Origin of the sequence: Polaromonas sp. YR568 (genome assembly GCF_943371715.1) — a bacterium.
In the GTDB taxonomy this organism is placed as follows: Bacteria; Pseudomonadota; Gammaproteobacteria; order Burkholderiales; family Burkholderiaceae_C; genus Polaromonas.
In genome coordinates, this window is record NZ_CALRVW010000002.1 from 102,294 (window position 1) to 124,713 (window position 22,420).

23 protein-coding genes are annotated in these 22,420 nt (G+C 63.9%); 8 read left to right on the top strand and 15 right to left on the bottom strand.

The genetic code is table 11. The features are described 5' to 3' along the window. The first annotated feature begins 87 nt into the window (after nt 1–87). Complete coding sequence (locus AAG813_RS01940; protein ID WP_341911271.1) at nt 88–771, top strand: hypothetical protein; 684 nt, start codon at nt 88–90, stop codon at nt 769–771. 85 nt (nt 772–856) lie between these two features. Here AAG813_RS01940 and AAG813_RS01945 read toward each other — a convergent pair whose 3' ends face one another. The 5 genes from AAG813_RS01945 to AAG813_RS01965 form a co-directional block, all read right to left on the bottom strand. Further along, nucleotides 857–2,116 (bottom strand): acyl-CoA dehydrogenase family protein, encoded by a 1,260-nt coding sequence (locus tag AAG813_RS01945; protein WP_341911273.1) that lies wholly within the window; start codon nt 2,114–2,116, stop codon nt 857–859. Between the two features lie 28 nt (nt 2,117–2,144). Beyond that, entirely contained in the window at nt 2,145–3,251 is a 1,107-nt protein-coding gene (locus AAG813_RS01950; protein WP_341911275.1) for a phosphotransferase, read from the bottom strand. 4 nt (nt 3,252–3,255) lie between these two features. After that, nucleotides 3,256–3,981 (bottom strand): Crp/Fnr family transcriptional regulator, encoded by a 726-nt coding sequence (locus AAG813_RS01955; protein ID WP_341911277.1) that lies wholly within the window; start codon nt 3,979–3,981, stop codon nt 3,256–3,258. A gap of 131 nt (nt 3,982–4,112) precedes the next feature. After that, nucleotides 4,113–4,892 (bottom strand): enoyl-CoA hydratase, encoded by a 780-nt coding sequence (locus AAG813_RS01960; RefSeq protein WP_341911279.1) that lies wholly within the window; start codon nt 4,890–4,892, stop codon nt 4,113–4,115. 1 nt (nt 4,893) lies between these two features. Beyond that, complete coding sequence (locus AAG813_RS01965) at nt 4,894–6,414, bottom strand: 3-hydroxyacyl-CoA dehydrogenase (protein ID WP_341911281.1); 1,521 nt, start codon at nt 6,412–6,414, stop codon at nt 4,894–4,896. Between the two features lie 228 nt (nt 6,415–6,642). Between AAG813_RS01965 and AAG813_RS01970 the strand changes: the two genes are divergently transcribed. After that, nucleotides 6,643–8,418: a hypothetical protein gene (locus AAG813_RS01970; RefSeq protein ID WP_341911282.1), complete on the top strand. Its 1,776-nt coding sequence runs from the start codon at nt 6,643–6,645 to the stop codon at nt 8,416–8,418. Nucleotides 8,419–8,484: 66 nt separating this feature from the next. Here the strand turns inward: AAG813_RS01970 and AAG813_RS01975 are convergent, their stop codons facing one another. From AAG813_RS01975 to lexA, 3 genes are all read right to left on the bottom strand, one after another. Continuing rightward, on the bottom strand, nt 8,485–9,492 hold the full coding sequence (locus tag AAG813_RS01975) for a D-2-hydroxyacid dehydrogenase family protein (RefSeq protein ID WP_300520641.1): 1,008 nt from the start codon (nt 9,490–9,492) through the stop codon (nt 8,485–8,487). Between the two features lie 185 nt (nt 9,493–9,677). Continuing rightward, complete coding sequence (locus tag AAG813_RS01980) at nt 9,678–10,076, bottom strand: hypothetical protein (RefSeq protein ID WP_341911286.1); 399 nt, start codon at nt 10,074–10,076, stop codon at nt 9,678–9,680. 148 nt (nt 10,077–10,224) lie between these two features. Beyond that, on the bottom strand, nt 10,225–10,917 hold the full coding sequence (gene lexA / locus AAG813_RS01985) for a transcriptional repressor LexA (protein WP_176491238.1): 693 nt from the start codon (nt 10,915–10,917) through the stop codon (nt 10,225–10,227). Nucleotides 10,918–11,044: 127 nt separating this feature from the next. Here lexA and AAG813_RS01990 point away from each other — a divergent pair, with 127 nt between their 5' ends. The 3 genes from AAG813_RS01990 to AAG813_RS02000 are packed head-to-tail and all read left to right on the top strand — an operon-like array spanning nt 11,045 to nt 12,935. Next, entirely contained in the window at nt 11,045–12,004 is a 960-nt protein-coding gene (locus AAG813_RS01990; protein WP_341911290.1) for an asparaginase, read from the top strand. 4 nt (nt 12,005–12,008) lie between these two features. After that, complete coding sequence (locus AAG813_RS01995; protein ID WP_341911292.1) at nt 12,009–12,428, top strand: hypothetical protein; 420 nt, start codon at nt 12,009–12,011, stop codon at nt 12,426–12,428. 27 nt (nt 12,429–12,455) lie between these two features. Continuing rightward, a complete protein-coding gene (locus tag AAG813_RS02000; protein ID WP_341911294.1) occupies nt 12,456–12,935 on the top strand; it encodes a DUF6152 family protein in 480 nt (159 codons plus the stop codon). Nucleotides 12,936–13,020: 85 nt separating this feature from the next. Here AAG813_RS02000 and adk read toward each other — a convergent pair whose 3' ends face one another. The 6 genes from adk to AAG813_RS02030 form a co-directional block, all read right to left on the bottom strand. After that, the gene (gene adk, locus AAG813_RS02005) at nt 13,021–13,677 is read right to left on the bottom strand and encodes an adenylate kinase (RefSeq protein WP_341911296.1); all 657 of its coding nucleotides are present in this window, start codon (nt 13,675–13,677) and stop codon (nt 13,021–13,023) included. A 109-nt stretch (nt 13,678–13,786) separates the two neighbouring features. Next, complete coding sequence (kdsB, locus tag AAG813_RS02010) at nt 13,787–14,563, bottom strand: 3-deoxy-manno-octulosonate cytidylyltransferase (protein ID WP_341911607.1); 777 nt, start codon at nt 14,561–14,563, stop codon at nt 13,787–13,789. A gap of 1 nt (nt 14,564) precedes the next feature. Then, nucleotides 14,565–14,747, bottom strand: coding sequence for a Trm112 family protein (locus tag AAG813_RS02015; protein WP_096662311.1), 183 nt, complete (start codon nt 14,745–14,747; stop codon nt 14,565–14,567). Beyond that, complete coding sequence (gene lpxK / locus AAG813_RS02020; protein ID WP_341911299.1) at nt 14,728–15,786, bottom strand: tetraacyldisaccharide 4'-kinase; 1,059 nt, start codon at nt 15,784–15,786, stop codon at nt 14,728–14,730. The genes AAG813_RS02015 and lpxK overlap by 20 nt, the downstream gene beginning before the upstream one ends. Nucleotides 15,787–15,788: 2 nt before the next feature. Continuing rightward, a complete protein-coding gene (locus AAG813_RS02025; protein ID WP_341911300.1) occupies nt 15,789–16,217 on the bottom strand; it encodes a biopolymer transporter ExbD in 429 nt (142 codons plus the stop codon). Between the two features lie 31 nt (nt 16,218–16,248). Then, a complete protein-coding gene (locus AAG813_RS02030; RefSeq protein WP_341911302.1) occupies nt 16,249–16,890 on the bottom strand; it encodes a MotA/TolQ/ExbB proton channel family protein in 642 nt (213 codons plus the stop codon). Between the two features lie 340 nt (nt 16,891–17,230). On the opposite strand from AAG813_RS02030, the gene xseA reads away from it, so the two are divergent. The 3 genes from xseA to AAG813_RS02045 all read left to right on the top strand — a co-directional run bounded on the left by xseA (nt 17,231) and on the right by AAG813_RS02045 (nt 21,819). After that, on the top strand, nt 17,231–18,526 hold the full coding sequence (xseA, locus tag AAG813_RS02035) for an exodeoxyribonuclease VII large subunit (protein ID WP_341911304.1): 1,296 nt from the start codon (nt 17,231–17,233) through the stop codon (nt 18,524–18,526). A 57-nt stretch (nt 18,527–18,583) separates the two neighbouring features. After that, a complete protein-coding gene (locus AAG813_RS02040) occupies nt 18,584–19,165 on the top strand; it encodes a Fe-Mn family superoxide dismutase (protein ID WP_300533252.1) in 582 nt (193 codons plus the stop codon). A 416-nt stretch (nt 19,166–19,581) separates the two neighbouring features. Beyond that, complete coding sequence (locus AAG813_RS02045) at nt 19,582–21,819, top strand: NADP-dependent isocitrate dehydrogenase (protein ID WP_341911307.1); 2,238 nt, start codon at nt 19,582–19,584, stop codon at nt 21,817–21,819. Between the two features lie 77 nt (nt 21,820–21,896). Here AAG813_RS02045 and AAG813_RS02050 read toward each other — a convergent pair whose 3' ends face one another. Further along, nucleotides 21,897–22,382 (bottom strand): DUF192 domain-containing protein, encoded by a 486-nt coding sequence (locus AAG813_RS02050; RefSeq protein ID WP_341911309.1) that lies wholly within the window; start codon nt 22,380–22,382, stop codon nt 21,897–21,899. Nucleotides 22,383–22,420 lie beyond the last annotated feature (38 nt).

Sequence of the window (22,420 nt, forward strand, 5' to 3'; positions counted from 1 at the left end):
GGAACTATGATGACAAAGCGCCTGTCCGCGCCCCTTGCTGGGCGGGCGTACAAGTTCTCAAGCACTTTTTTAGAAAAAGCCGGAATCATGTTCGAGCGCCTGAAAAAAGTCTTTGTGCGAAGCGAGACCCAGCCGCTGGCAGCGGCAAGGCCCGACCCGGTGTCGGAGTGGGCCAGCACGCACGGCTTCGGTTACGCCAGCCAGGGCAAGGGCGCCGGTTTTGTGCTGACCGGCAAGGTACACGGCAAGAGCTGGAAGCTGGAGAGCGGGGCTGCATCACGCGACTACATCGTCGGCGAGGAGCTTCGCGCCCGTGCAGCGCTGGACATCAACGAGGATGCGGCGGTGCTCATCATGAACCGGCCGCTCAAGGAATCGCTGGAAAAACGCGCCTACGCGATTTACACCGACACGCTGCAGACCACGGCCGACCCCAGCCTGCCCGAGGAAATGCGCTGGCTCGCGATGTATGACGAAGTCGGCTGGAGCAGCGTGGTACCCGAATTCTGGGAGCGTTACACCGTGCTGGCCGACCGGCGCGAACATGCCTTGGCATGGCTGGACAACAACCTAGTCGAATTGCTGCTCCACTGGCCCGCGCCGGGCCTGGATGTGCAAACCCCGTTTATCCTGATGCTGCTCCGCGGCAAGGCCTATCTGCGCATGCAGTACAGCCCACCCAGCATCGCCACGTTGCAACATGCCGCGATCGTGTACACCAACGCCTGTGAATCGGCAGTGGCTGGCCTGTCGACGGACATTCCCCTCTGATTCAAGTCAAAAATGGCTGAAGCCCAATAACTGCGGGCGCAATCAGCTATTATTTTCATAGCTGATCAGCGCCCGGTTTTTCCTGTCAGCTGCCGCGGGTGATAGGCATCTCGACTTCGCCGGGCATGGCCAGGTGTTTGGCCAGTTCCAGCTTGGCCAGCGACGTGCGGTGCACTTCGTCAGGGCCGTCGGCCAGTCGCAGGGTGCGCTGGTGGGCGTAGGCATAGGCCAGCGGGAAGTCATCGGACACGCCACCACCGCCATGCGCCTGGATGGCCCAGTCAATGATCTGGCAGGCCATGTTGGGCGCGACGACCTTGATCATGGCGATCTCCGCCTTGGCGACCTTGTTGCCGACGGTGTCCATCATGTACGCCGCTTTCAGCGTCAGCAACCTGGCCTGGTCGATCATGCAGCGTGCGTCGGCAATGCGTTCGTGCCAGACCGACTGGCGCGCCACCGGCTTGCCGAAAGCGACACGGGTGTTCAGACGCTTGCACATCAGTTCCAGCGCACGTTCGGCAATGCCGATGCTGCGCATGCAGTGGTGGATGCGTCCGGGGCCAAGGCGGCCTTGCGCAATTTCAAAGCCGCGGCCTTCGCCCAGCAGCAGGTTGGTGGCCGGCACACGCACGTTGGTCAGGCGCACCTCCATGTGGCCGTGCGGTGCATCGTCGTAGCCGAACACGCTGAGCGGACGGATCACGGTAATACCTGGTGCATCGGCCGGCACCAGAATCATGGACTGCTGCTCGTGGCGGCCCGCGTCGGGGTTGGTTTTTCCCATGACGATGTAAATCGCGCAGCGTGGGTCGCCGGCGCCGGACGACCACCATTTCAGGCCGTTGATCACATAGTCGTCACCGTCACGCACGATGCTGCACTGGATGTTGGTGGCGTCGGACGAAGCCACTTCGGGCTCGGTCATCAGGAAGGCGGAACGGATCTCGCCCTTGAGCAGGGGTTCCAGCCAGCGGTCCTTGTTGGCTTCCGAGCCGTAACGGGCGATCGTTTCCATGTTGCCGGTGTCGGGCGCTGAGCAGTTGAAGATCTCGGGCGCAAACGGCACGCGACCCATGATTTCGCACAGCGGCGCGTATTCGAGGTTGGACAGGCCTTCGGGTGCGCGCGGCGAATGCGGCAGGAACAGGTTCCACAAGCCCGCAGCGCGGGCCTTGGGTTTGAGCTCCTCGATGATGGTGGTCGGAATCCATGGGTTGCCCTTGGCGCGGTTCTCGGCAATCTCGCGGAAAAAACGCGCCTCGTTCGGGTACACATGCTGGTCCATGAACGCCAGCAGGCGGGCCTGCAGCTCTTGTACCTTGGGGGTGAAGTTGAATTCCATGTAGCTATCTCCTGGGTAAAGGTTTGTTTTAGCCGGGCTTGTGGCCAGACTGGCTTTTTTGCGCAAAATCCCATGCCATGCGGGCCAATGCAGGCGCACCTTTGGCAGAGGCGACGGCCTGGGCACTTGCCGCGGTGCCGGCTTCGACCCGCTTGGCGATGCCCTGCAAAATGGCCGCGAGCCGGAAGAGGTTGTAGGCGAGATAAAAATTCCAGTCGGCCTTGATCAGCTCGGGGCTGGCAAAACCGGTGCGTTCGCAATACAGGCGGATGTACTCGGCCTCGGTCGGAATGCCCAGGCTGGCCACGTCCAGGCCGCCTATGCCGCGGAAAGCGCCCGGCGGAATGTGCCAGGCCATGCAGTGGTAGCTGAAGTCGGCCAGCGGATGACCGAGTGTGGAGAGTTCCCAGTCGAGCACGGCCAGCACACGCGGCTCGGTCGGGTGGAACATCAGGTTGTCGAGCCGGAAGTCGCCGTGCACGATGGAAACCATGGATTCATCGCGGGCGCTGGCCGGAATGTTGGCCGGCAGCCAGGCCATCAGCTGGTCCATCTCGGGGATGGGTTCGGTGATGGAGGCGGTGTACTGTTTGCTCCAGCGGCCGATCTGGCGCTCGAAATAGTTGCCGGGCTTGCCGTAGTCGGCCAGCCCGCGCTCGGCGAATTTCACCTTGTGCAGCGCGGCAATGACACGGTTCATCTCGCGGTAGATATCGCCGCGCTGGGCGTTCGTCATGCCGGGCAGGGCCTGGTCCCACAGCACACGGCCCTCGACAAACTCCATCACGTAGAAAGCGCGGCCGATCACGGCCTCGTCTTCACACAGGCAGTACATCTTGGCGACTGGCACGTCGGTGCCCTGCAGCCCGGTCATGACCTTGAACTCGCGCTCGACCGCATGGGCAGAAGGCAGCAGTTTGGCGACCGGCCCCGGCTTGGCGCGCATCACATAGGAGCGATGCGGCGTGATCAGCTTGTAGGTCGGGTTTGACTGGCCGCCCTTGAAGATTTCGGCGCTCAGCGGCCCCTGGAAACCCGGCAGGTGCTTCTCGAGGTAGGCGCTCAGCGCGTCCATGTCGAAAGCGTGCTGTCCCGTCACCGCGCGGGTGCCCAGGAAGTGGTCAAAGTTGCTCATCGCTTTATTTTTCCAGGTCGGCTTCAGAAATGCGCATCAGCGCCTCGCGGTTGCGCACCACCAGGCCGCCCGGTTCGATGCGGATGGCGTCCTCGCGCTCCATGGCCTTGAGTTCCTGGTTCACGCGTTGGCGCGAGGCACCCAGCAGCTGCGCCAGTTCTTCCTGCGCCAGTTGCAGGCCGATGCGCACTTCGCGTCCGTCGCTCAGGCTGCTGACGCCGTAACTGCGCACCAGGTGCAGCAGCTGTTTGGCCAGCCGTGCGCGCAGGGGCAAGGTGTTGAGGTCTTCCACCAGACCGTAGAGCTGGCGGATGCGGCGCGCGTGCAGACGCAACATGGCTTCGTACAGCTCCACATGCGCCGCCAGGATTTTCTTGAAGTCGGCCTTGGCCACACACAGGATGGTGGTATCGCCATGCGCGTAGGCGTCGTGCGTGCGCCGGTCGCCGTCGAAGATCGCCACATCGCCAAACCAGATACCGGGCTCCACATAGGTCAGTGTGATCTGCTTGCCCGAGATCGAGGTCGAGCTCACGCGAACTGCGCCCTTGGCGCAGGCAATCCATTGTTCCGGCGGGTCGCCGCGGGCGGCGATCAGTTCGCCATCCTTGAAACGTTGGACGTAAGCGCATCGAAGTATGTCGTGCCTGAGTGAGGGGGATAGGGAGGAAAACCAGCGGCCACCGTTGATGGCCTCTCTTTCGTCTATCGTAAGAATGGGATCGTCCATGGCCTGTCTTTTGGGTGACTCACAAGAGCGCTATTGTCGCGCCAGCGACGCCACCACAGATCTCCATCTGTCGCCTCGGTGTCCCGGCCGCCGGCCCCGTGCGCCAGCACGGCCGGCGCTCCCGCGGCCGCTCAGTCGTAGACCGGCGCGCGCTTTTCCAGAAAGGCCGCAATGCCTTCGCCGCCATTGGGATGGTGCAGGTTGCGCACGAAATGCCCGCGCTCGGCGTCCAGCTGCTGGCTCAGGGTGTTGGCCTGTGCGTCGTTGATGAGTTCCTTGATGCTGGCCAGCACGTTGGGCGCGCGCGCATTGAGCGTGTCGGCCAGTTTCAGAGCCTCGCTGAGCGCATCACCGGCGGCGACGCTGCGGTTGACCAGGCCCAGCGCCTGCAACCGCGGTGCACCTATGCGTTCACCACACATCAACAGCTCCGCGACCAGCGCGCGCGGCAGAGCCCGGCTCAGCGCCCAGCTGCCGCCGCCGTCGGGCGACAGCGCGACGCTGCTGTAAGCCATGACAAAGACGGCATTGTCTGCCGCGACCACGAAGTCGCAGGCCAATGCCAGTGAAAAACCGGCTCCGGCCGCGGCGCCCTCGACCGCTGCAATCACCGGTTTCGGGAAGGTGCGTATCGAGTCGATCCAGCTGTGCAGGCCGTTGATGCTCTGCGCCTGAACCTCCATGGGCAGTTGTCGGTTGCCCTGCAGGCGGTGCAGGTTGCCGCCAGCGCAGAAGTTGCCGCCTTCGCCGGTGATCACCACACTGCGGATCTCGGGGTTGTTCTCGGCGGCGTTCAGCGCCTCCACGCCCGCGGCGTAGATTTCCGGGCCGAGTGCATTCTTGAATTCGGGGTTGCTCAGGGTCAGCACCAGGGTGGCGCCGTCGCTGGTGCTTTTCAGTGCGCCTGCCATGTCAGGACTCCTGATGCGTGAGGCTCAAGCCAATCGCGCCGCGGCGGCGCAGCCACGGGGAAGGGCGGTAACGCGGATCGCCGTACACGGTCTGCATGTTGAACAGCACTTCGAGGACGTTGGTGGGACCGTAACGGTCGCCCATGGCCAGCGGGCCCATGGGGTAACCCAGGCCCAGCGTGACGGCGGTCTCCAGGTCTTTGGGGCTGCAGATGCCCTGCTGGCAGATGTCGCTGGCGATGTTGACAATGGCGGCCACCACGCGTTGCGTGACAAAGCCGCCGCTGTCGCGGATCACGCTGACGGCCTTGCCGTCGCGCGCAAACAGCGCGTGCGCGGCGTCGCGCATGTCGCGGCGGGTGGCAGGGTTGGTGGCCAGCACGCGGCGCTTGCAGGCCGCGTCATCGATCAGCATGTCGATTCCCACCGTGCGCGCGGGGTCGAGCCGCTCGACCACGGCCACGGTGGTGATGTCAAAGCCCAGCGGCGCCACCAGCACCAGTGCATTCATCGAAGGGGATGCGCCGGTCTCGATGCTGGCACCAAGGTTCTTGAGCAGTTGCAGCAGCTCCGATCGGCGCGCCGCCCGGGGTGACACCCAGACCGGGGGCATCTCGGCCACCACGGGCACGGGCGGCTCCGCAGGGATTTGCGCGGCGCCGTCGGTGTAGCGGTAAAACCCTTCGCCGGTTTTGCGGCCCAGCAGGCCACCGGCCAGGCGCTGCGCGGTGATCACGCTGGGCCGGTAGCGCGGTTCCTCGTAATACTGGTGGTACACCGATTCCATCACCGGGTGCGAGACATCAAGCGCCGTCAGGTCCATCAGTTCAAACGGCCCGAGCTTGAAGCCGGCCTGGTCCTTGAGAATGCGGTCGATGGTGGCGAAATCGGCAATGCCTTCACTGACAATGCGCAGGGCCTCGGTGCCGTAGGCCCGCCCGGCGTGGTTGACGATGAAGCCCGGTGTGTCCTGGGCCTGCACCGGCGTGTGGCCCATCTGCCGCGCGTAGTCGGCCAGCGCGCCGCAGGTTGCAGCTTCCGTCTTGAGGCCGGCAATCACCTCGACCACCTTCATCAACGGAACAGGGTTGAAAAAATGGTAGCCGGCAAAACGCCCCGGGTGCTTGAGTCCGGCGGCAATGGCCGTGATGGACAGCGACGACGTGTTGCTCACCAGAATGGTTTGTCCGGAAACAACAGTTTCCAGTGACAAAAACAGTGACTTCTTCACATCCAGACGTTCTACAACCGCTTCGATCACGAGGTCGCAATCGGCCAGATCGTCAAGGGTGTCGGCACGCAGCAGGCGGGCTTTGTGGGTGGTGGACAGCGCGCCGTCGAGGCGGCCCTTGTCCACCAGTTTGTCCCACTGCGCCGCCAGCGCGTCGCGCGCCTTGTCGGCTGCACCCGACTGGGTGTCGAACAGCTTGACGGTGCTGCCCGCCTGAGCGGCGATTTGTGCGATGCCCCGGCCCATGGCGCCCGTACCAACCAGGCCAACAGTTTTATAAAGAGGTTTCATGGAAAAGTATTATCCAGCAGCCCGGACCGCGCTCAACATCCTGCAGGAGAGGCGTTCGCAGGGCTTGTGTCGTTTGCGTGGTCCCGGGGTGCGAGTTAGACTTGTGCGTCGGTCCTGTCCACGATGGTGCGCAGACGTGGCAGCAGGCCTCGGGACTGTGTCTCTTTTTCATCCCAGTGAGCTCTGTCTGTACCTTTCGTGTGTGCCGGACATGCCAGAATCAGCCAAGTGAACACCTTTTTGCATCCGCTCCACCACCGTGCCCTGCTGACAGGGGGCTTGTGGCTGTGTCTGTCGGCGGGTGCTTTGGCCGTCACACTGGGGCCCAGCACCCGCTCCGCCGTGCTGGGTCAGCCGCTGGACCTGTCCATGCAGCTGATGCTCGACGCAGGCGAGGACCCGCAGGCTCTGTGTCTTGAAGCCGATGTTTTTTACGTGGACAAGCCGCTCGACAAGGCCAGTGTCCGGATATCGCCGGAAAAGGGCGCCACTGCCCAGGACTGGGTGGTTCATGTCCGCTCTGCGACACCTGTCGAAGGACCGGTGGTCACCGTGCACCTGCGTGCCGGGTGCCTACAAAAAACCATGCGTCGTTATGTCGTGCTGGCGGCAACCAAACCGCGCGCGGCAGGGGCCCCCATGCAAACCGCGCTGGCGGCGGCCGATCCCCGTTCATTGACGGGGGGGGCGACCCCGACGGAGCCGGCGCCGGCTGGCGGGACAGGGGACAACAAGGTCCAGACGCTGGAAGCCGAGCTTCGCCAATTGCGCGCAGACCTGATGCGCAACCAGGCGGCGCTGGCCGAAAGCCGGCTCCAGCTCGAGCAGGCCGAGAGCGCGCGATTTGGCAAGGTGGTGGTGTATGGCCTGGCCGCACTTTTTTCCATCGCGGTCATGGGACTGCTTTTTCTCTTGTACCTCCGCTCCACGGCCCAGGGGGCGCCCACCGCCTCCTCATCCGAGCACAGCACTTTCAGTCCGGAATCCGGCCTTTCGACAGGCGTGACCCTGGCCGCTGCAAGCCGGTCCGCCGAGCTCGAAGGCCAGGAATCCCTGTTCGACGGGCTGAGGCGCGCGTCCCGTTATCCGGCGGCCGAGTCCATCCCGTCGCTGCCGCCGCGCGACCGGACCAGCTTCTCGGTCAGCGTGCCTTTCGTTCCACGTACCGTCAAGGTGCCGGAACTGTTCGACCTTCAGCAGCAGGTGGAATTTTTCACCTCCTTGGGGCAGCAGGCCAAGGCCATCGCGCTGCTTCGCAAGCATCTGGTCGACAACGTCAAAACCAGTGCACTGGTTTATCTGGACTTGCTGGATCTTTACCACCAGACCGGCAATGTGGCCGATTACGAGGATCTGCGTGACGATGTCAACAAGGTCTTCCACACCCGGATCCTGCCCTTTGACCGCTACGTGGCCGCCAGTGCGGGGGGCTCTGCCTATGCCGCGGTTTTGTTGCGCATCCAGGCCGCATGGCCGACGCGGCAGGTCTTCAAGATCATTGAAGAGGCCCTGTTTCGGGAGCCGGGGGACGGTGCAGAGGTGCTGGCCCTGGAAGAGTATCGCGAACTGTTGCTGCTGTATGCGGTGGGCCGCGAGATCATCGAGCTTGAATCCGGCCCGGCAGGCCGCGGCGGCGACACCCAGTGGCCCGATCTGGCGATGCAGCCGAGGTCCTCGCCGCGCCTGGGTCTGGACATCGACCTGACCCAGCTGTCCGGCGGCAGCGACAGCAAGCCTGCGGTCAGCCCGGCCACGGCCAGGACTTCGTCGGCGGGGCGTGATTCCCGAATGGAACCTGCACGGGCCGACTCCCCCGCCAGCCTTGCAGAACTGCTGCACACGGCACGGCGCCGGGACGGCCAGCGTGCCGGTGCGGCCTCCATGGCCTCGCCGTTGTCGATTGCGCCCAACTCCGTGCGGCCGACGGGACTGGATTCCCTGGTGGACTTTGATGACTACGACACGGGTTATCGGCCCGACGATTTCGACAAATCCCGACCCTGACCGTGCGGGTCTCGAACCACCTGCCACCGGGGCCGTCGGCGCTCGCGGCCTTGCGTTCCTTGACCTTCAGCGCCGTACCTGCAATGCCCCGGGGTTGACGATGTTGGTGGGCGTGCCCTTGATGAAGTTGACCACGTTGTCGAAGGCAGAGCTGAAATACATTTCGTAGCTTTCCTGTTCCACATAACCGATATGCGGCGTGCAGATGCAGTTTTCCAGGCGCAGCAAGGCATGGCCCTGCAGGATCGGCTCGGACTCGAACACATCGACAGCCGCCAGTCCCGGGCGCCCGCGGTTCAGGCCGGCAATCAGTGCTTCGGGTTCGATCAGTTCGGCGCGTGAGGTGTTGACCAGCACGGACGAGGTTTTCATCTGCGCCAGGTCTTCCAGGGTCACTGCCCCGCGTGTGTCGTCCTGCAGCCGAAGATGCAGGCTGAGCACATCGCTGTCCCGGAAAAACTCGCCCTTGGAAAGGGCCACCTCATAACCGTCGGCCTGGGCGCGCGCGCGCGAGGCCTGGCTGCCCCACACCAGAACGCGCATGCCGAAAGCCCGGCCATAACCGGCCACGATCTGGCCGATCTTGCCGTAGCTCCAGATGCCCAGGGTCTTGCCTTTTAGGACCGAACCGATGCCGAAGTTGGGCGGCATCGAGGCGTTTTTCAGGCCGGCCTGCTGCCAGGCGCCGTGCTTGAGGTGTGAGACATAGTGGGGAATCCGACGCATGGCGGCCATGATCAGGGCCCAAGTGAGTTCTGCCGGCGCGGTGGGTGAGCCTACGCCCTCGGCGACGACAATGCCACGCTCGGTGCAGGCGCCGACATCGACATGGCTTCCGATGCGGCCGGTCTGCGCAATCATCTTGAGCTTGGGCAGTTTTTCAATCAGTTGACGCGGCAAATGTGTTCGCTCACGGATCAGCACGACCACATCGGCATCCTTGAGCCGCACGGAGAGCTGGCCGATGCCCTTGACGGTGTTGGTATAGACCTTGGCCTGATAAGCGTCGAGTTTCGCGGCGCAGGCGAGCTTGCGCACCGCATCCTGGTAGTCGTCAAGGATCACAATATTCATGCCGATATTGTGCCTGCAAGTTTTCCCTGGGAGACGCGCGGCACGGGCATGAAGGCGTGTAGCGGTCCCGCAAAGGAACGCAAAGGTGCTTCCCTGCTGCCGACGGCCGCGCGGCAACGGTGCTGACAGCGGTTTTTACGGCCTGTGACAGGACAGGCTGCGGGGTACCCGACCCGCCAGGCTCTTCAGGAGGACGGGACCGCAGACTCTTTTTGGGCCATGCGATCGAGTTCGGCGCAGACATCGGCCATGCGGCCCGAAATGACCATGCGGCCGGCGCACGAGGGGCTCACACCGGCCTCGAATTCGCGGACGATTTTCAGCCGGCGCGGCGACGTGGCCTTGGCCACGGTTTGACAAGGCTTGTGGGCTGCCAGTGACGCGTGGCGGGCGCTGACGGTCATGACTTTGAGGGCCACTGGCAATTCACCTGTTGGCTGACACCGTGACGCCGCGACAAAGGCAGGCAAGGGGGTCACTGGTGGTGTGGGCCGGAGCAAAGCGGCGAGCGCCTGCAGTGGCGAGAGCAGCACGGACAAAAGGGGTGAAAGAGCGGGTGAACGTGAAAAAACGGCGATTCCCATGAGAACTCCAGAAGTAGAGGTAAACACAGGCAGGATTGCAAACTGAACAACCGCCGCACCAGGGTGTTGGTCCACGCGACCAAACGCCCGCCACCTGTTGCGCGGAAAAAAATAGGCAGTCCCTGCATGCGCACTGCCCGGACCATGGCTACATCAGCATGGTGTTGCGTATCAGGCCCACCGCCAGGCCCTCGATCTCGAAGGCATCGCCGGGCTCGACCACAATGGTTTTGAAGTCGGGGTTTTCGGGCAGCAACTCGATCAGGTTCTTGTTGCGGCGGAAACGCTTGACGGTGACGTCATCGCCCAGGCGCGCCACCACGATCTGGCCGTTTTTGGCTTCCTTGGTCTGCTGCACGGCCAGCAGGTCGCCATCCATGATGCCGGCATCGCGCATGCTCATGCCGCGCACCTTCAGCAGGTAATCGGGCTGGCGCTGGAACAGGCTGCTTTCGAAATAGTAGGTGTGGTCCACATGCTCCTGCGCGAGAATGGGGCTGCCAGCAGCAACCCGCCCCACCAGAGGCAGGGCGAGTTGGGCCAGGCTTTGCAACGGCAGGGAAAACTGTTTGATGCGTGACTCGTTGATGGAGCGCAGGGTGTCGCTGCGCAGGCGGATGCCGCGCGAGGTGCCGCTGACCAGTTCGATCACGCCTTTGCGGGCCAGCGCCTGCAGATGTTCCTCGGCGGCGTTGGCGGACTTGAACCCGAGTTCATTGGCAATTTCGGCCCGCGTGGGCGGAGCGCCGGTGCGGGCGATGGCGCTTTGGATCAGTTCAAGTATTTGCTGCTGGCGTGCAGTCAGTTTGGGCATTTCGGAAAAATCGTTGAAGCTGCTCATCACGGGGCTCCTTGTCAAACAGGGGGTTCCATCGTCCAGAATGGGGTGACGACCCTTGGTGAACTGTTTTAATAACCAGTAGCTGTATTTTCATCCAGTTTTTTAAAGAATGCAAGTTTCAACGCTTATGAACAGAAAAATTGTGATTCTGGGCACCGGCGGCACGATTGCCGGCACCGCCGCCAGTGCGTCGGACCATACCGGCTACACCGCCGCGCAGGTGGGCATATCCCAACTGGTCGAAGCGGTGCCGGGCCTGGCTGAGGGTTCCTGCGATCTGGTGACCGAGCAGGTGGCGCAAATCGACAGCAAGGACATGAGTTTCGCGGTCTGGGCCCGCCTCGCCGCGCGGGTCAGCCACTTCCTGGCGCAGCCCGATGTGCAGGGCATCGTCGTGACCCACGGCACCGACACGCTGGAGGAAACCGCCTGGTTGCTGCACGCGTTGCTCCATCCCGGCAAGCCGGTGGTGCTGACCTGTGCGATGCGCCCGGCCACGGCGCTGGCACCCGACGGCCCGCAGAACCTGCTGGACGCCGTGGCCGTCGCCGCGCATCCCGGTGCGCGCGGCGTGCTGGCCGTGTGCGCAGGCGTCATTCACGGCGCGCCGGACGTGCAGAAGGTGCATACCTACCGGCTCGATGCCTTCAGCTCCGGCGATGCCGGGCCGGTCGGTTATGTCGAGGAAGGGCGCTTGCGTTTGGTAAGAAACTGGCCTGAAGCCCCCGTCCATCGAGCGTCGGCAGCTATCAAAAAAGTAGTGGAGCAGCAGGACGGATCGGGCTGGCCGCGCGTCGAGATCGTGATGAATTACGCGGGTGCGGGCGCAGGGGGGGTTCAGGCCCTGGTGGCCGGCGGGGTGCAGGGCCTGGTGGTGGCGGCGACCGGCAACGGCACGTTGCACCATGAACTCGAGGCGGCCCTGCTGGAAGCGCAGGCGGCCGGCGTGCGCGTGATTCGCGCCACGCGTTGTCTGGAGGGCCGGGTGTTGCCCAGGCACGGCGACGCCATCGCGGATTCGCAGGGCCTGAGCCCGGTGAAGGCGCGGGTGGAGCTGATGCTTCAATTGATGGCCGGGCCCGGCTGACGCGATGTTTGCAGCCCTGAAATCTCACCTGTGGGCCTACCCGGCGCTGGAGATGGTGCATATCAGCGGAATTGCGCTGCTGCTCGGCAACCTGGTGCTGCTGGAATTGCGCGTGTTCGGGTGGGGCGCGGCCTTGCCTGTCCGTGATCTGGCACGCCTGAGCCTGGGCCTTGCCCTGAGCGGCTTCGCCATCGCTGCGGCGTCGGGGCTGCTGATGTTTGCGTCCCAGCCGGACGAACTGCTGGCCAACCGGGCCTTTACCCTGAAGATGCTGCTGTTATTCACCGCGGGGTGTAATGCAGCCTGGTTCCACGGGCGCGGATCGCTCGACAAACTCGATGTCTGGGCGCGCGTGCAGATGGTGGTGTCCACCCTGATCTGGTTGGCCGTGCTGGCATGTGGCCGCTGGATCGCCTATCGTTAAGCAAACCATTCCTCAAGGAGTTGTCAGATGAAACGTCGTGACGTGATCGGGGCCGTATGTGCCATCTCCAGCGTCGGACTGATGCCTTTTGCGCGGGCGCACCACGGCTGGAGCGGTTTTGACCAGGACAGGCCGATCTACCTCGAAGGCAGGGTGATCAAGTCCCTCTGGCAGAACCCGCATGTCGAACTGGAAATTGAAGTGCCGGCCACGCTGAAGCTGCCGGCCGACCTGGCCCAGCGCGCGCTGCCGGCGCAGAGCGCCCCGGTCGACGGCAAGGCCTTGCTGGCCAGGGCCGTCGTGCCCACGCGCAAGGACAGGCGCTGGGAGATCGAGCTCGCGCCCCTGACACGCGTGCAGGCCTGGAAAGTCGCCGAGATCAAGCCCGGCACGCAGATCTCGGTGTTGGGCTTCACCTTTGCCGGCGAGAAGGGGGATGCGGTGTTGCGCGCCGAATACCTGTTTGTCGACGGCAAGGCCTATGGGCTGAGGTCCGGTCCGGCCTGAGTGACGGTGAGCGGCTCAGCGGTGCCCGGTGGCGCCCAGCAAAAAGGCCGTCTGTGGACGGCCTTTTTAACGTGCGGTGAAGCGCTCAGTTCGACAGCGCTTCAAACGCCCTGGCCGTGATCTCGTCCACCCCGCCCATGCCGCTGATTGCGCGGTATTTGGGCGCGGCGTCGGGTGCTGCCTTGGCCCAGTTCGAGTAGTAGTCCACCAGCGGACGGGTTTGCGCGCTGTAGACCTCGAGGCGCTTGCGCACGGTTTCTTCCTTGTCGTCCTCGCGCTGGATCAACGGTTCGCCGGTCACGTCGTCCTTGCCGTCCACCTTGGGCGGGTTGAACTTGACGTGGTAGGTGCGGCCCGAGGCCGGGTGCGAACGGCGTCCGCTCATGCGTTCGATGATGGCCTCAAACGGCACGTCGATTTCCAGCACATAGTCCAGCTTGACGCCGGCGGATTTCATCGCGTCGGCCTGGGGAATGGTGCGCGGGAAGCCGTCGAACAGAAAACCCTGGGCGCAGTCCGACTGGGCGATACGCTCCTTGACCAGGTTGATGATCAGGTCGTCGCTGACCAGCGCGCCGGCGTCCATGATCTTTTTGGCCTCGATGCCCAGCGGTGTGCCGGCCTTGACCGCGGCACGCAACATGTCGCCGGTGGAAATCTGGGGGATGCCGTATTTCTGGCAGATGAAGGTCGCTTGCGTTCCCTTGCCAGCGCCTGGCGCGCCCAACAAAATCAGTCTCATGGATGTCCTTGGATTTTTATGAATTCGGCAGCGGGCAGGTGGCCTGATGCCGGCCCCGGCCTCACATTATTTTGAGTGGGAGGATAGCATGCGTCCCCCTGCGCGCAGCTTACACAAACAGCCTTCGCACACGCTCCAGGTCCTCCGGGGTGTCGACGCCGGGCCCGGGCGCCTGCGCGGTGACGTGGACGGCAATGCGGTGGCCGTGCCACAGCGCGCGCAGCTGCTCGAGCTGCTCGAGCCGCTCCAGCGGCGCCTGCGGCAAGCTTGGGAACTGCCGCAGGAAACCGACGCGGTAGCCATAGATGCCGACGTGACGCAGGGGCGAGGGCAGACCCTGGGCCGCAGGGCCGGCCTGCCACCAGGCCTGTCCGCCAAAATCGCGCGCGGCCGGGATCGCAGCGCGGCTGAAGTACAGCGCCGTGTCGCGCGCATCGAGCACCACCTTGACGACATTTGGGTTCAATAGCTCTTCGAGGCTGGCGATGGCATGGGCGGCTGTGCTCATGGCGCAGTCGCTGCGGTTGTCGAGCAACTTCGCGACGGCGTCGATCAGCGCCGGGTCAATCAGCGGCTCGTCGCCCTGGACATTGACCACACATTCGCCGTCGGCCAGGCCGAGCAGGTCGCAGGCCTCGGCCAGCCGGTCGCTTCCGCTCGGATGGTCGGGACGGGTCAGCACGGCGGTCACGCCAAAGTCGGCGCAGGCCGCCACGATGTGCTGGCTGTCGGCCGCCACCACCACGCGGGCGGCGCTACTCTGGACGGCGCGCTGCGCAACCCGGACCACCATGGGCACGCCGGCGATGTCGGCCAGCGGTTTGTCGGGCAGGCGGGTGGACGCGAGGCGGGCCGGGATGAGGACGGTGAAACTCATGCGCGACAGGTCACAGCCCGAGTTCCTCGTCTGTGAGGGTGCGCGCCTCGCTCTCTAGCATCACCGGCAGGCCGTCGCGGATGGGGTAGGCCAAACGTGCGCTGCGCGAGATCAGCTCCTGTTTTTCACGGTCGTAGTCGAGCGGGCCCTTGGTCACGGGGCAGACCAGCAATTCAAGCAGTTTGGTGTCCATGGGAGGATGGTAATGGAGAAAGCAGGGGGGACAGCAAGGCATCGAGCGCTGTGAAAAAGGCCGGTTCGGGTGAAAACTCCAGCGGCACGGCCAGCACATCCGCTTGCCGGGGAAACAGCTTGACCGCGTCTTTCTCTGTACAAATCACGGTGTAGCCCTTGTCCTGCGGGCGCGGGTAGCTATCAAAAGCGTAGTGATCGGGAAGTGCCCGGGTTTCGGCCAGCACCAGGCCGCGAGCCCGCAGCATGGCAAAAAAGGCCTCGGGTTTGGCGATGCCGGCCAGTGCCAGCAGCGGCTGACTGGCCAGGGCCTCCAGTGCCACGCGGCTGCCGTCGGCGCGCAGCGCGTGGTCGGCCAGGCGCCGCGTCGAGCCAAAACCCGGGACACCCGAAAAACCTCGCACGGCGACCTCTGCGCCGGTGTGCAGCACCAGGTCGATACCGCGTCCGCCGGCGCGCACGCCGCGGCGCAGGCGGTCCGGCCAAGGTTCGCGCAAGGGGCCGGCCGGCAGCAGCCAGCCGTTGCCGACGCCGCGTTCGTCGAACACCGCAATCTCCACATCGCGCTGCAGCGCGTAATGCTGCAGGCCGTCGTCGCAGACGATCAGCTGAGTCTGGGGATGTGCAACGAGCAGCGCACGCGCGGCTTCGGTGCGCCGGGATGCTACAAAAATAGGAGCGCCTGTCGCCCGCCGGACAAAGGCTGGCTCATCGCCGGACGCCTCGATGGGGGTGTCCGGCAACACCTCCAGACACTGCGTGCTGCTGCGCCCGTAGCCGCGTGAGACCACCCCGACCGACAGGCCGCGGGCCTGCAGGTGCCGTACCAGGGCAATCACGGCCGGGGTCTTGCCGGCGCCGCCGACCACCACGTTGCCCACCACCACCACCGGCACCGGCAGGTTTTCAGATTTGAAGTAGCCGGCCCGGAAGGCCAGCCGGCGCAACTCGACGAGCAGTCCGTAGAGCCGGGACAGCGGCCAGAGCAGGCAGGCCAGCGGGCCGCGCCGCAGCCAGGCCTGCTGCAGCCGGGACGCCACGTCTACCGGGCGCCGGCCTGCGCCGCGCTCTGGGTGGCAAAGGTGATCTGGCTCAGGCCGCTGCGCCGGGCCGCTTCCATCACGGTGATGACAGACTGGTGGGTGGCGCTGGCATCGGCGCTGATGATGATCACGCTGTCCTTGCCGGCCTTGGCCGCCGCGGAGATGGCGGCACTGAGCGCCTCGATGCTGCGGCCGGGAACCGGCACCTTGCTGACCATGTAGCGGCCGTCGCTGCTGACCGCGACGATCACTTCCTTGGGGTAGTCGCGCTGCTGGTCGGCGTCGGCCACCGGCAACTTGATCTGCAGCTCGGTGAACTTGCTGTAGGTGGTCGACAGCATGAGGAAGATCAGCACGACCAGCAGCACGTCGATGAACGGGATCAGGTTGATCTCGGGTTCATCGCGTGATGAGCGGCGGAAATTCATGCTTCGCCTCCGCGGGGCCAGGCGTGGGAACTCATGATTTGCGCAGCGTGTTCAGGTGGCGCACAAAACGCTCGGAGGCAATCTCCATGGTGAGCAGGTAACCGTCCACCCGGGCGCGGAAATAACGCCAGAAAATCAGCGAGGGAATCGCCACAATGAGTCCGAAGGCGGTGTTGTACAGCGCAATCGAGATGCCCTGTGCGAGTTGCGCGGGGTTGCCGCCGGCGGCATTGGCCACGCCGCCGCTGCCGGCCTGCGAGCCGAAAATCTCGATCATGCCGATCACCGTGCCGAGCAGGCCCAGCAGCGGCGCCGCCGAGGCGATGGTGGCCAGCGCCGCCAGGTAACGCTCCAGGGTGTGGGCGGCGCGCCGGCCCGCGCCTTCGAGCGTGGAGCGCAGATCGTCCTCGCTGATGCGCGGGTTGGTGTTGAGTGCGCGAAAACCGCTGGCCAGCACCTGCCCGAGCAGCGAGTTCTGCTCGAGGTGCGACACCACGTCGGGGGCGGGAACGGTGCTGCGGGAGACAGTGATGGCCTCGTCCAGCAGCCGGGGCGGGGCGATTTTTCCGGTTTTGAGGCTGACAAAACGCTCGATGACCAGGGCCAGGGCCAGTATGGAGCAGGCAACCAGGGGCCAGATGGGCCAGCCTGCGGCTTGTATGATCGAAAACAAGTAAACGTCTCCCGGCAAATAGTTGCTGTGGATTATGGCCCAGCCGGGCTCGCGACCCGCATGCGGCGCTGTCACCTCGCCGCCTTTGCGAAAGTTGAAGGCTGTAGGACCTAACCCACAGATCTTGTGGATAACTTTGTTAGCAAGTAGTCAGCGGGGACCCGCCAAGCCGCGCCAATTGGGCTCTGTGACAGAACGATGAAAAAATAAGCAGAATATAGTTCTTATAAATCAATGAGTTACACGAATTTATCAAGGCCTCCCCGGCAAACCACGGGTTTGACCCCGCTCTCATGCGGCTCTGTGGAGTATTACCCCAGTCTTGTCGAGGGGTTTGGCCATGTTTGAGTCTGCGGGGCTGCCCGAGAGAGCTTCGCCAGGGGTGCGGGTCTGGCCCGTGGGTTCCCTGCTGCGTGCGATTGCCGACAGCCTGGAGGCACGTTTCAACCCGGTGGCCGTGCAGGGGGAGGTCAGCGGGTTTTCGCGGGCCGCCAGTGGTCACTGCTACTTTTCCCTGAAGGACGAGCAGGGCCAGATCCGCTGCGCCATGTTCCGGCGGGCTGCCGGTCTGCTTGATTTTTCGCCCCGCGACGGCCAGCTGGTCGAAGTGCGTGGCCGGCTCGGCGTCTACGAGCCGCGCGGCGAGCTGCAGATGGTGGTCGAGTCCATGCGGCAAGCCGGGCAGGGCAACCTGTTCGAACAATTCCTTTTGCTCAAGGCCAGGCTGGAGGCCGAGGGCCTGTTCGATGCCGGCCGCAAGCGACCCTTGCCGCTGTTGCCGCGTGCCATCGGCGTGGTGACCTCACTTGGGGCGGCGGCTCTGCATGACGTGGTGACGGCCTTGCAGCGCCGCGCGCCGCACATTCCGGTGGTGATTTACCCGGCCAGCGTGCAGGGCGCCCAGGCGCCTGAGGAGTTGCGCCAGGCCCTGCGCAAGGCCAGCGAGCGCGCGGAGGTGGACGTGCTGCTGCTGGTGCGCGGCGGCGGGGCCATGGAAGACCTGTGGGCCTTCAACGACGAGCAACTGGCGCGGCTGATCGTGGCGTCGCCGGTGCCCGTGGTGTGCGGCGTCGGCCACGAGACCGATTTCACAATTGCCGATTTTTGTGCCGACCTGCGCGCGCCCACCCCGACTGCGGCGGCCGAAATGTGCGCCCAGCCGCAAAGCGTCTGGCTCGGTGCGCTGGACCTGATGCAGGGTCGCATGCAGGACGGCGTGGAACGGCAGCTGCAGGCCCAGAACCAGCGGCTCGACTGGGCCGCGTCGCGGGTCAGCCGGCCGTCCCATCTGGTGACGCGCCAGCAGGCCCGGCTGGCCGGCCAGACGCAGCGCCTGCGGCATGCGTTGCAGTCGGGGGTGCAGCGGGAAAACAGCCGTCTCCAGAGACTGGCGCTGGCTTTTCCGCAGGCCATCGCTGGCGCGCTGGCGCAGCAGCAACGGCAGCTGGAGCGTGCGCAACTGCGGCTGGAGCCGCTCGACCCCAAGCTCGTGCTGCAGCGCGGTTATGCCTGGCTGGCCGACCTGCAGGGGCAGGCGGTCACCAGCGCCCGCGCCACCCACCCGGGCCAGGCGTTGCGCGCTACCCTTGCCGACGGCGAGGTCGATTTGACTGTTTCTGCGCCGCGGCTGATTTAGTTTTTACAATGGCCGTCGACACCGGCTTTATCAACAACACCTCACGAGGAAAAAAACATGGAACACAAACTCCCCCCACTCCCATACGCCATCGATGCGCTGGCCCCTCACTACAGCCAGGAGACGTTTGAGTACCACCATGGCAAGCACCACAACGCCTATGTGGTCAACCTCAACAACCTGCAAAAAGGCACCGAGTTCGAGGCGATGACGCTCGAAGAGATCATCAAAAAATCCAGCGGCGGCGTGTACAACAACGCAGCCCAGATCTGGAACCACACCTTTTTCTGGGACTGCATGAAGCCTGCCGGCGGCGGCGAGCCCGGTGGCGCACTGGCCGCGGCCATCAATGCCAAGTTCGGTTCCTACGCGGCTTTCAAGGAAGCCTTCGTGAAGTCGGCCGTCGGCAACTTCGGTTCGGGCTGGACCTGGCTCGTGAAAAAGGCCGATGGCTCGGTTGACATCGTCAACACCGGCCCGGCCGGCACACCGCTGACCACCGCCGACAAGGCGCTGCTGACGGTGGACGTGTGGGAACACGCCTATTACATCGACTACCGCAACCAGCGTCCAAAATTTGTCGAGACGTTCCTCGACAAGCTGGTGAACTGGGACTTCGCCGCCAAGAACTTCGCCTGACATCCGTTCGGCAGGTCGCTGTGTTCCTCGGGATACGGGCTTTGCTTACGCCAAGCTGGTTTTGAACCAGGCAGGCCTGCAGGAACCATCCGGCTGGAATAAAAAAGGGCTCGAAGATTTAATCTTCGAGCCCTTTTTTCATGGCCGTCCACGAGTCTTGCGCTCCAGGAGCTGGCGGCCAGCCTTCGCCGGACATGCGCAGTAGGCCGCGGACAGTCCTCCCGCCTGGCGACTTTTTTTAAGGCGAGTGGAAAAAAAGTTGGTTCAAATGCCTCTAATTCCGCATTGTGATATTGCGTTGCATAAAATGCAGCTTGGGTCAGATTCCTCTAAGGAACGTCAGACAACATCCAATCGTGACCTCCGGGCTGTGCCGCAGCCGGTGGCGTTCCCATAACAATTTCTGGAGATAAGCGATGAGCACCGAGCAACCCACCATCATCTACACCCTGACCGACGAAGCCCCGCTGCTCGCGACCAGCGCCTTCCTGCCCATCGTGCGGACCTTCACGGCGCCGGTTGGCATCAAGGTGACGACCAGCGACATCTCGGTGGCTGGCCGGATTCTGGGGCAATTTCCGGAATACCTGACCGAAGAACAACGGGTTGCGGACAACCTGTCAGAGCTGGGCAGGCTCACGTTCAGACCCGAAGCCAACATCATCAAGCTGCCGAACATCAGCGCGTCGGTGGCTCAGCTCAAGGACGCGATCAAGGAGTTGCAGGGCAAGGGCTACAAGATCCCGGACTACCCGGAAGCCCCCAAAACCGACGAGGACAGGGACATCCGCGCGCGCTACAACAAGTGCACCGGCAGCGCCGTGAACCCGGTGCTGCGCGAAGGCAACTCGGACCGCCGCGCACCCAAGGCCGTTAAGGAATACGCGCGCAAGAACCCGCACAGCATGGCCGACTGGAGCCAGGCCTCGCGCTCGCACGTCTCGCACATGCACGCCGGCGACTTCTACCACGGCGAAAAATCGATCACACTGGACCGCGCGCGCGAAGTCAAGATGGAGCTGATCGCCAAAAGCGGCAAGACCATCGTGCTCAAGCCCAAGGTCGCGCTGCTGGACCGCGAGATCATCGACTCAATGTTCATGAGCAAGAAGGCGCTGGTGGAGTTCTACGAGAAGGAGATCGAGGACGCGCACAAGACCGGCGTGATGTTCTCCCTGCACGTGAAGGCGACCATGATGAAGGTGTCGCATCCCATCGTGTTCGGCCACTGCGTGAAAATCTTCTACAAGGAAGCGTTCGAAAAACACGCCAAACTGTTTGAGGAGCTGGGCGTCAACGTCAACAACGGCATGGTCGACCTGTACAACAAGATCGGTACGCTGCCGCAGAGCAAGCAGGACGAGATCAAGCGCGACCTGCACGCCTGCCACGAAGGCCGCCCCGAGCTGGCCATGGTTGATTCGGCCAAGGGCATCACCAACTTCCATTCTCCCAACGACATCATCGTGGACGCTTCCATGCCCGCGGCCATCCGCAACGGCGGCAAGATGTGGGGTGCCGACGGCCGACTGAAGGATGTCAAGGCCGTGATGCCCGAATCGACCTTCGCTCGCATCTACCAGGAGATCATCAACTTCTGCAAGTGGCACGGTGCCTTCGATCCCAAGACCATGGGCACGGTGCCCAACGTCGGACTGATGGCCCAGCAGGCCGAGGAATACGGCTCGCACGACAAGACCTTCGAGATCGCCGAAGACGGCGTGGCGAACATCACCGACCTGGCCACCGGCGAGGTGCTGCTCAGCCAGAATGTGGAAGCCGGCGACATCTGGCGCATGTGCCAGGTCAAGGACGCCGCGATCCGTGACTGGGTCAAGCTGGCTGTGACCCGCGCGCGCAACTCCGGCATGCCGGTGGTGTTCTGGCTCGATTCCTACCGCCCGCACGAAGCGCAGATGATCACCAAGGTCAAGATGTACCTGCACGAGCACGACACGGCGGGTCTGGACATTCAGATCATGAGCCAGGTGCGTGCCATGCGCTACACGCTGGAGCGCGTTGTGCGCGGCCTGGACACCATCAGCGCCACCGGAAACATCCTGCGTGACTACCTGACCGACCTGTTCCCCATCATGGAACTCGGCACCAGCGCCAAGATGCTGTCCATCGTGCCCCTGATGGCCGGCGGCGGCATGTATGAAACCGGCGCCGGCGGCTCCGCACCCAAGCATGTTCAGCAACTGGTTGAGGAAAACCACCTGCGCTGGGACTCACTGGGCGAATTCCTGGCCTTGGCGGTATCGCTGGAAGACCTCGGTATCAAGACCGGCAATGCCCAGGCGAAGATTCTGGCCAAAACGCTGGATGCCGCCACTGGCAAGCTTCTCGACAACAACAAAAATCCGTCGCCGAAGACCGGTCAGCTGGACAACCGCGGCAGCCAGTTCTACCTGGCGATGTACTGGGCGCAGGAACTGGCCGCACAGACCGAAGACGCGGCCCTGGCTGCACGGTTCGCGCCGCTGGCCAAGGAGCTGACGACCAACGAGCAGGCCATCGTCGCCGAACTGCAGTCCGTGCAAGGAAAAGCGGTGGATATTGGCGGCTACTACCAGCCCGACCTGGCCAAGCTCGATGCCGTGATGCGGCCGAGCAAGACACTGAACGCGGCCCTGGCGTCTTTCCAGGCGTAACCCAGCCCAGCGCACAAAAAAGCCGACGTGACGTCGGCTTTTTTCATGGTGCCGCCAATGGCGCGGCGGCTGCCTGCTCAGCGGGGTGGCGCGAACACCGGTCCCGCCAGCTTGCTGCCGGCCTTGATGCCTTTTTTGGCAAACCAGCCGACGTTCATTTCCAGCACGTAACGCACCGGTTTTTCCGAGCAGTGCGAGTCTGTCGTCTGCGGTTTCATGTCAGCGAGGTTCACGATGGTGCCGTCGTCGGCGACAAAGGCGGCGGTCAGCGGCAGCAGGGTGTTTTTCATCCAGAAACACTGCTGGGCCGGCTGCTCGAACACAAACAGCATGCCTTCGGTTTGCGGCATCTCCTGGCGAAACATCAGCCCGATTTGCCGCTGTTCGGGCGTCAGCGCGAGTTGCGCGTCGATCTGGTGCATTCCCGCCGACAGTTTGACCCGAGGCAGGGTGGTTTGCGGCGTTCCCTGCGCCAGCGCGCAGCCGGTGGTCAATACCAGGCAGGAAAGTGCGAGCTTCAGGCCGCGCAGGGACGGTTTCGGGAGATCGGACAGGAAGGGCATAGGGTTTACCGTAAAGAGGTCAGACGGTCAGCATAAAC

Excerpts from the sequence above, each read along its gene's own strand:
- AAG813_RS01940 (WP_341911271.1), top strand. The coding sequence starts at position 88 with ATGTTCGAGCGCCTGAAAAAAGTCTTTGTGCGAAGCGAGACCCAGCCG.
- AAG813_RS01945 (WP_341911273.1), bottom strand. The coding sequence starts at position 2,116 with ATGGAATTCAACTTCACCCCCAAGGTACAAGAGCTGCAGGCCCGCCTG.
- AAG813_RS01950 (WP_341911275.1), bottom strand. The coding sequence starts at position 3,251 with ATGAGCAACTTTGACCACTTCCTGGGCACCCGCGCGGTGACGGGACAG.
- AAG813_RS01955 (WP_341911277.1), bottom strand. The coding sequence starts at position 3,981 with ATGGACGATCCCATTCTTACGATAGACGAAAGAGAGGCCATCAACGGT.
- AAG813_RS01960 (WP_341911279.1), bottom strand. The coding sequence starts at position 4,892 with ATGGCAGGCGCACTGAAAAGCACCAGCGACGGCGCCACCCTGGTGCTG.
- AAG813_RS01965 (WP_341911281.1), bottom strand. The coding sequence starts at position 6,414 with ATGAAACCTCTTTATAAAACTGTTGGCCTGGTTGGTACGGGCGCCATG.
- AAG813_RS01975 (WP_300520641.1), bottom strand. The coding sequence starts at position 9,492 with ATGAATATTGTGATCCTTGACGACTACCAGGATGCGGTGCGCAAGCTC.
- AAG813_RS01980 (WP_341911286.1), bottom strand. The coding sequence starts at position 10,076 with ATGGGAATCGCCGTTTTTTCACGTTCACCCGCTCTTTCACCCCTTTTG.
- lexA (WP_176491238.1), bottom strand. The coding sequence starts at position 10,917 with ATGAGCAGCTTCAACGATTTTTCCGAAATGCCCAAACTGACTGCACGC.
- AAG813_RS01990 (WP_341911290.1), top strand. The coding sequence starts at position 11,045 with ATGAACAGAAAAATTGTGATTCTGGGCACCGGCGGCACGATTGCCGGC.
- AAG813_RS01995 (WP_341911292.1), top strand. The coding sequence starts at position 12,009 with ATGTTTGCAGCCCTGAAATCTCACCTGTGGGCCTACCCGGCGCTGGAG.
- AAG813_RS02000 (WP_341911294.1), top strand. The coding sequence starts at position 12,456 with ATGAAACGTCGTGACGTGATCGGGGCCGTATGTGCCATCTCCAGCGTC.
- adk (WP_341911296.1), bottom strand. The coding sequence starts at position 13,677 with ATGAGACTGATTTTGTTGGGCGCGCCAGGCGCTGGCAAGGGAACGCAA.
- AAG813_RS02015 (WP_096662311.1), bottom strand. The coding sequence starts at position 14,747 with ATGGACACCAAACTGCTTGAATTGCTGGTCTGCCCCGTGACCAAGGGC.
- AAG813_RS02025 (WP_341911300.1), bottom strand. The coding sequence starts at position 16,217 with ATGAATTTCCGCCGCTCATCACGCGATGAACCCGAGATCAACCTGATC.
- xseA (WP_341911304.1), top strand. The coding sequence starts at position 17,231 with ATGTTTGAGTCTGCGGGGCTGCCCGAGAGAGCTTCGCCAGGGGTGCGG.
- AAG813_RS02040 (WP_300533252.1), top strand. The coding sequence starts at position 18,584 with ATGGAACACAAACTCCCCCCACTCCCATACGCCATCGATGCGCTGGCC.
- AAG813_RS02045 (WP_341911307.1), top strand. The coding sequence starts at position 19,582 with ATGAGCACCGAGCAACCCACCATCATCTACACCCTGACCGACGAAGCC.
- AAG813_RS02050 (WP_341911309.1), bottom strand. The coding sequence starts at position 22,382 with ATGCCCTTCCTGTCCGATCTCCCGAAACCGTCCCTGCGCGGCCTGAAG.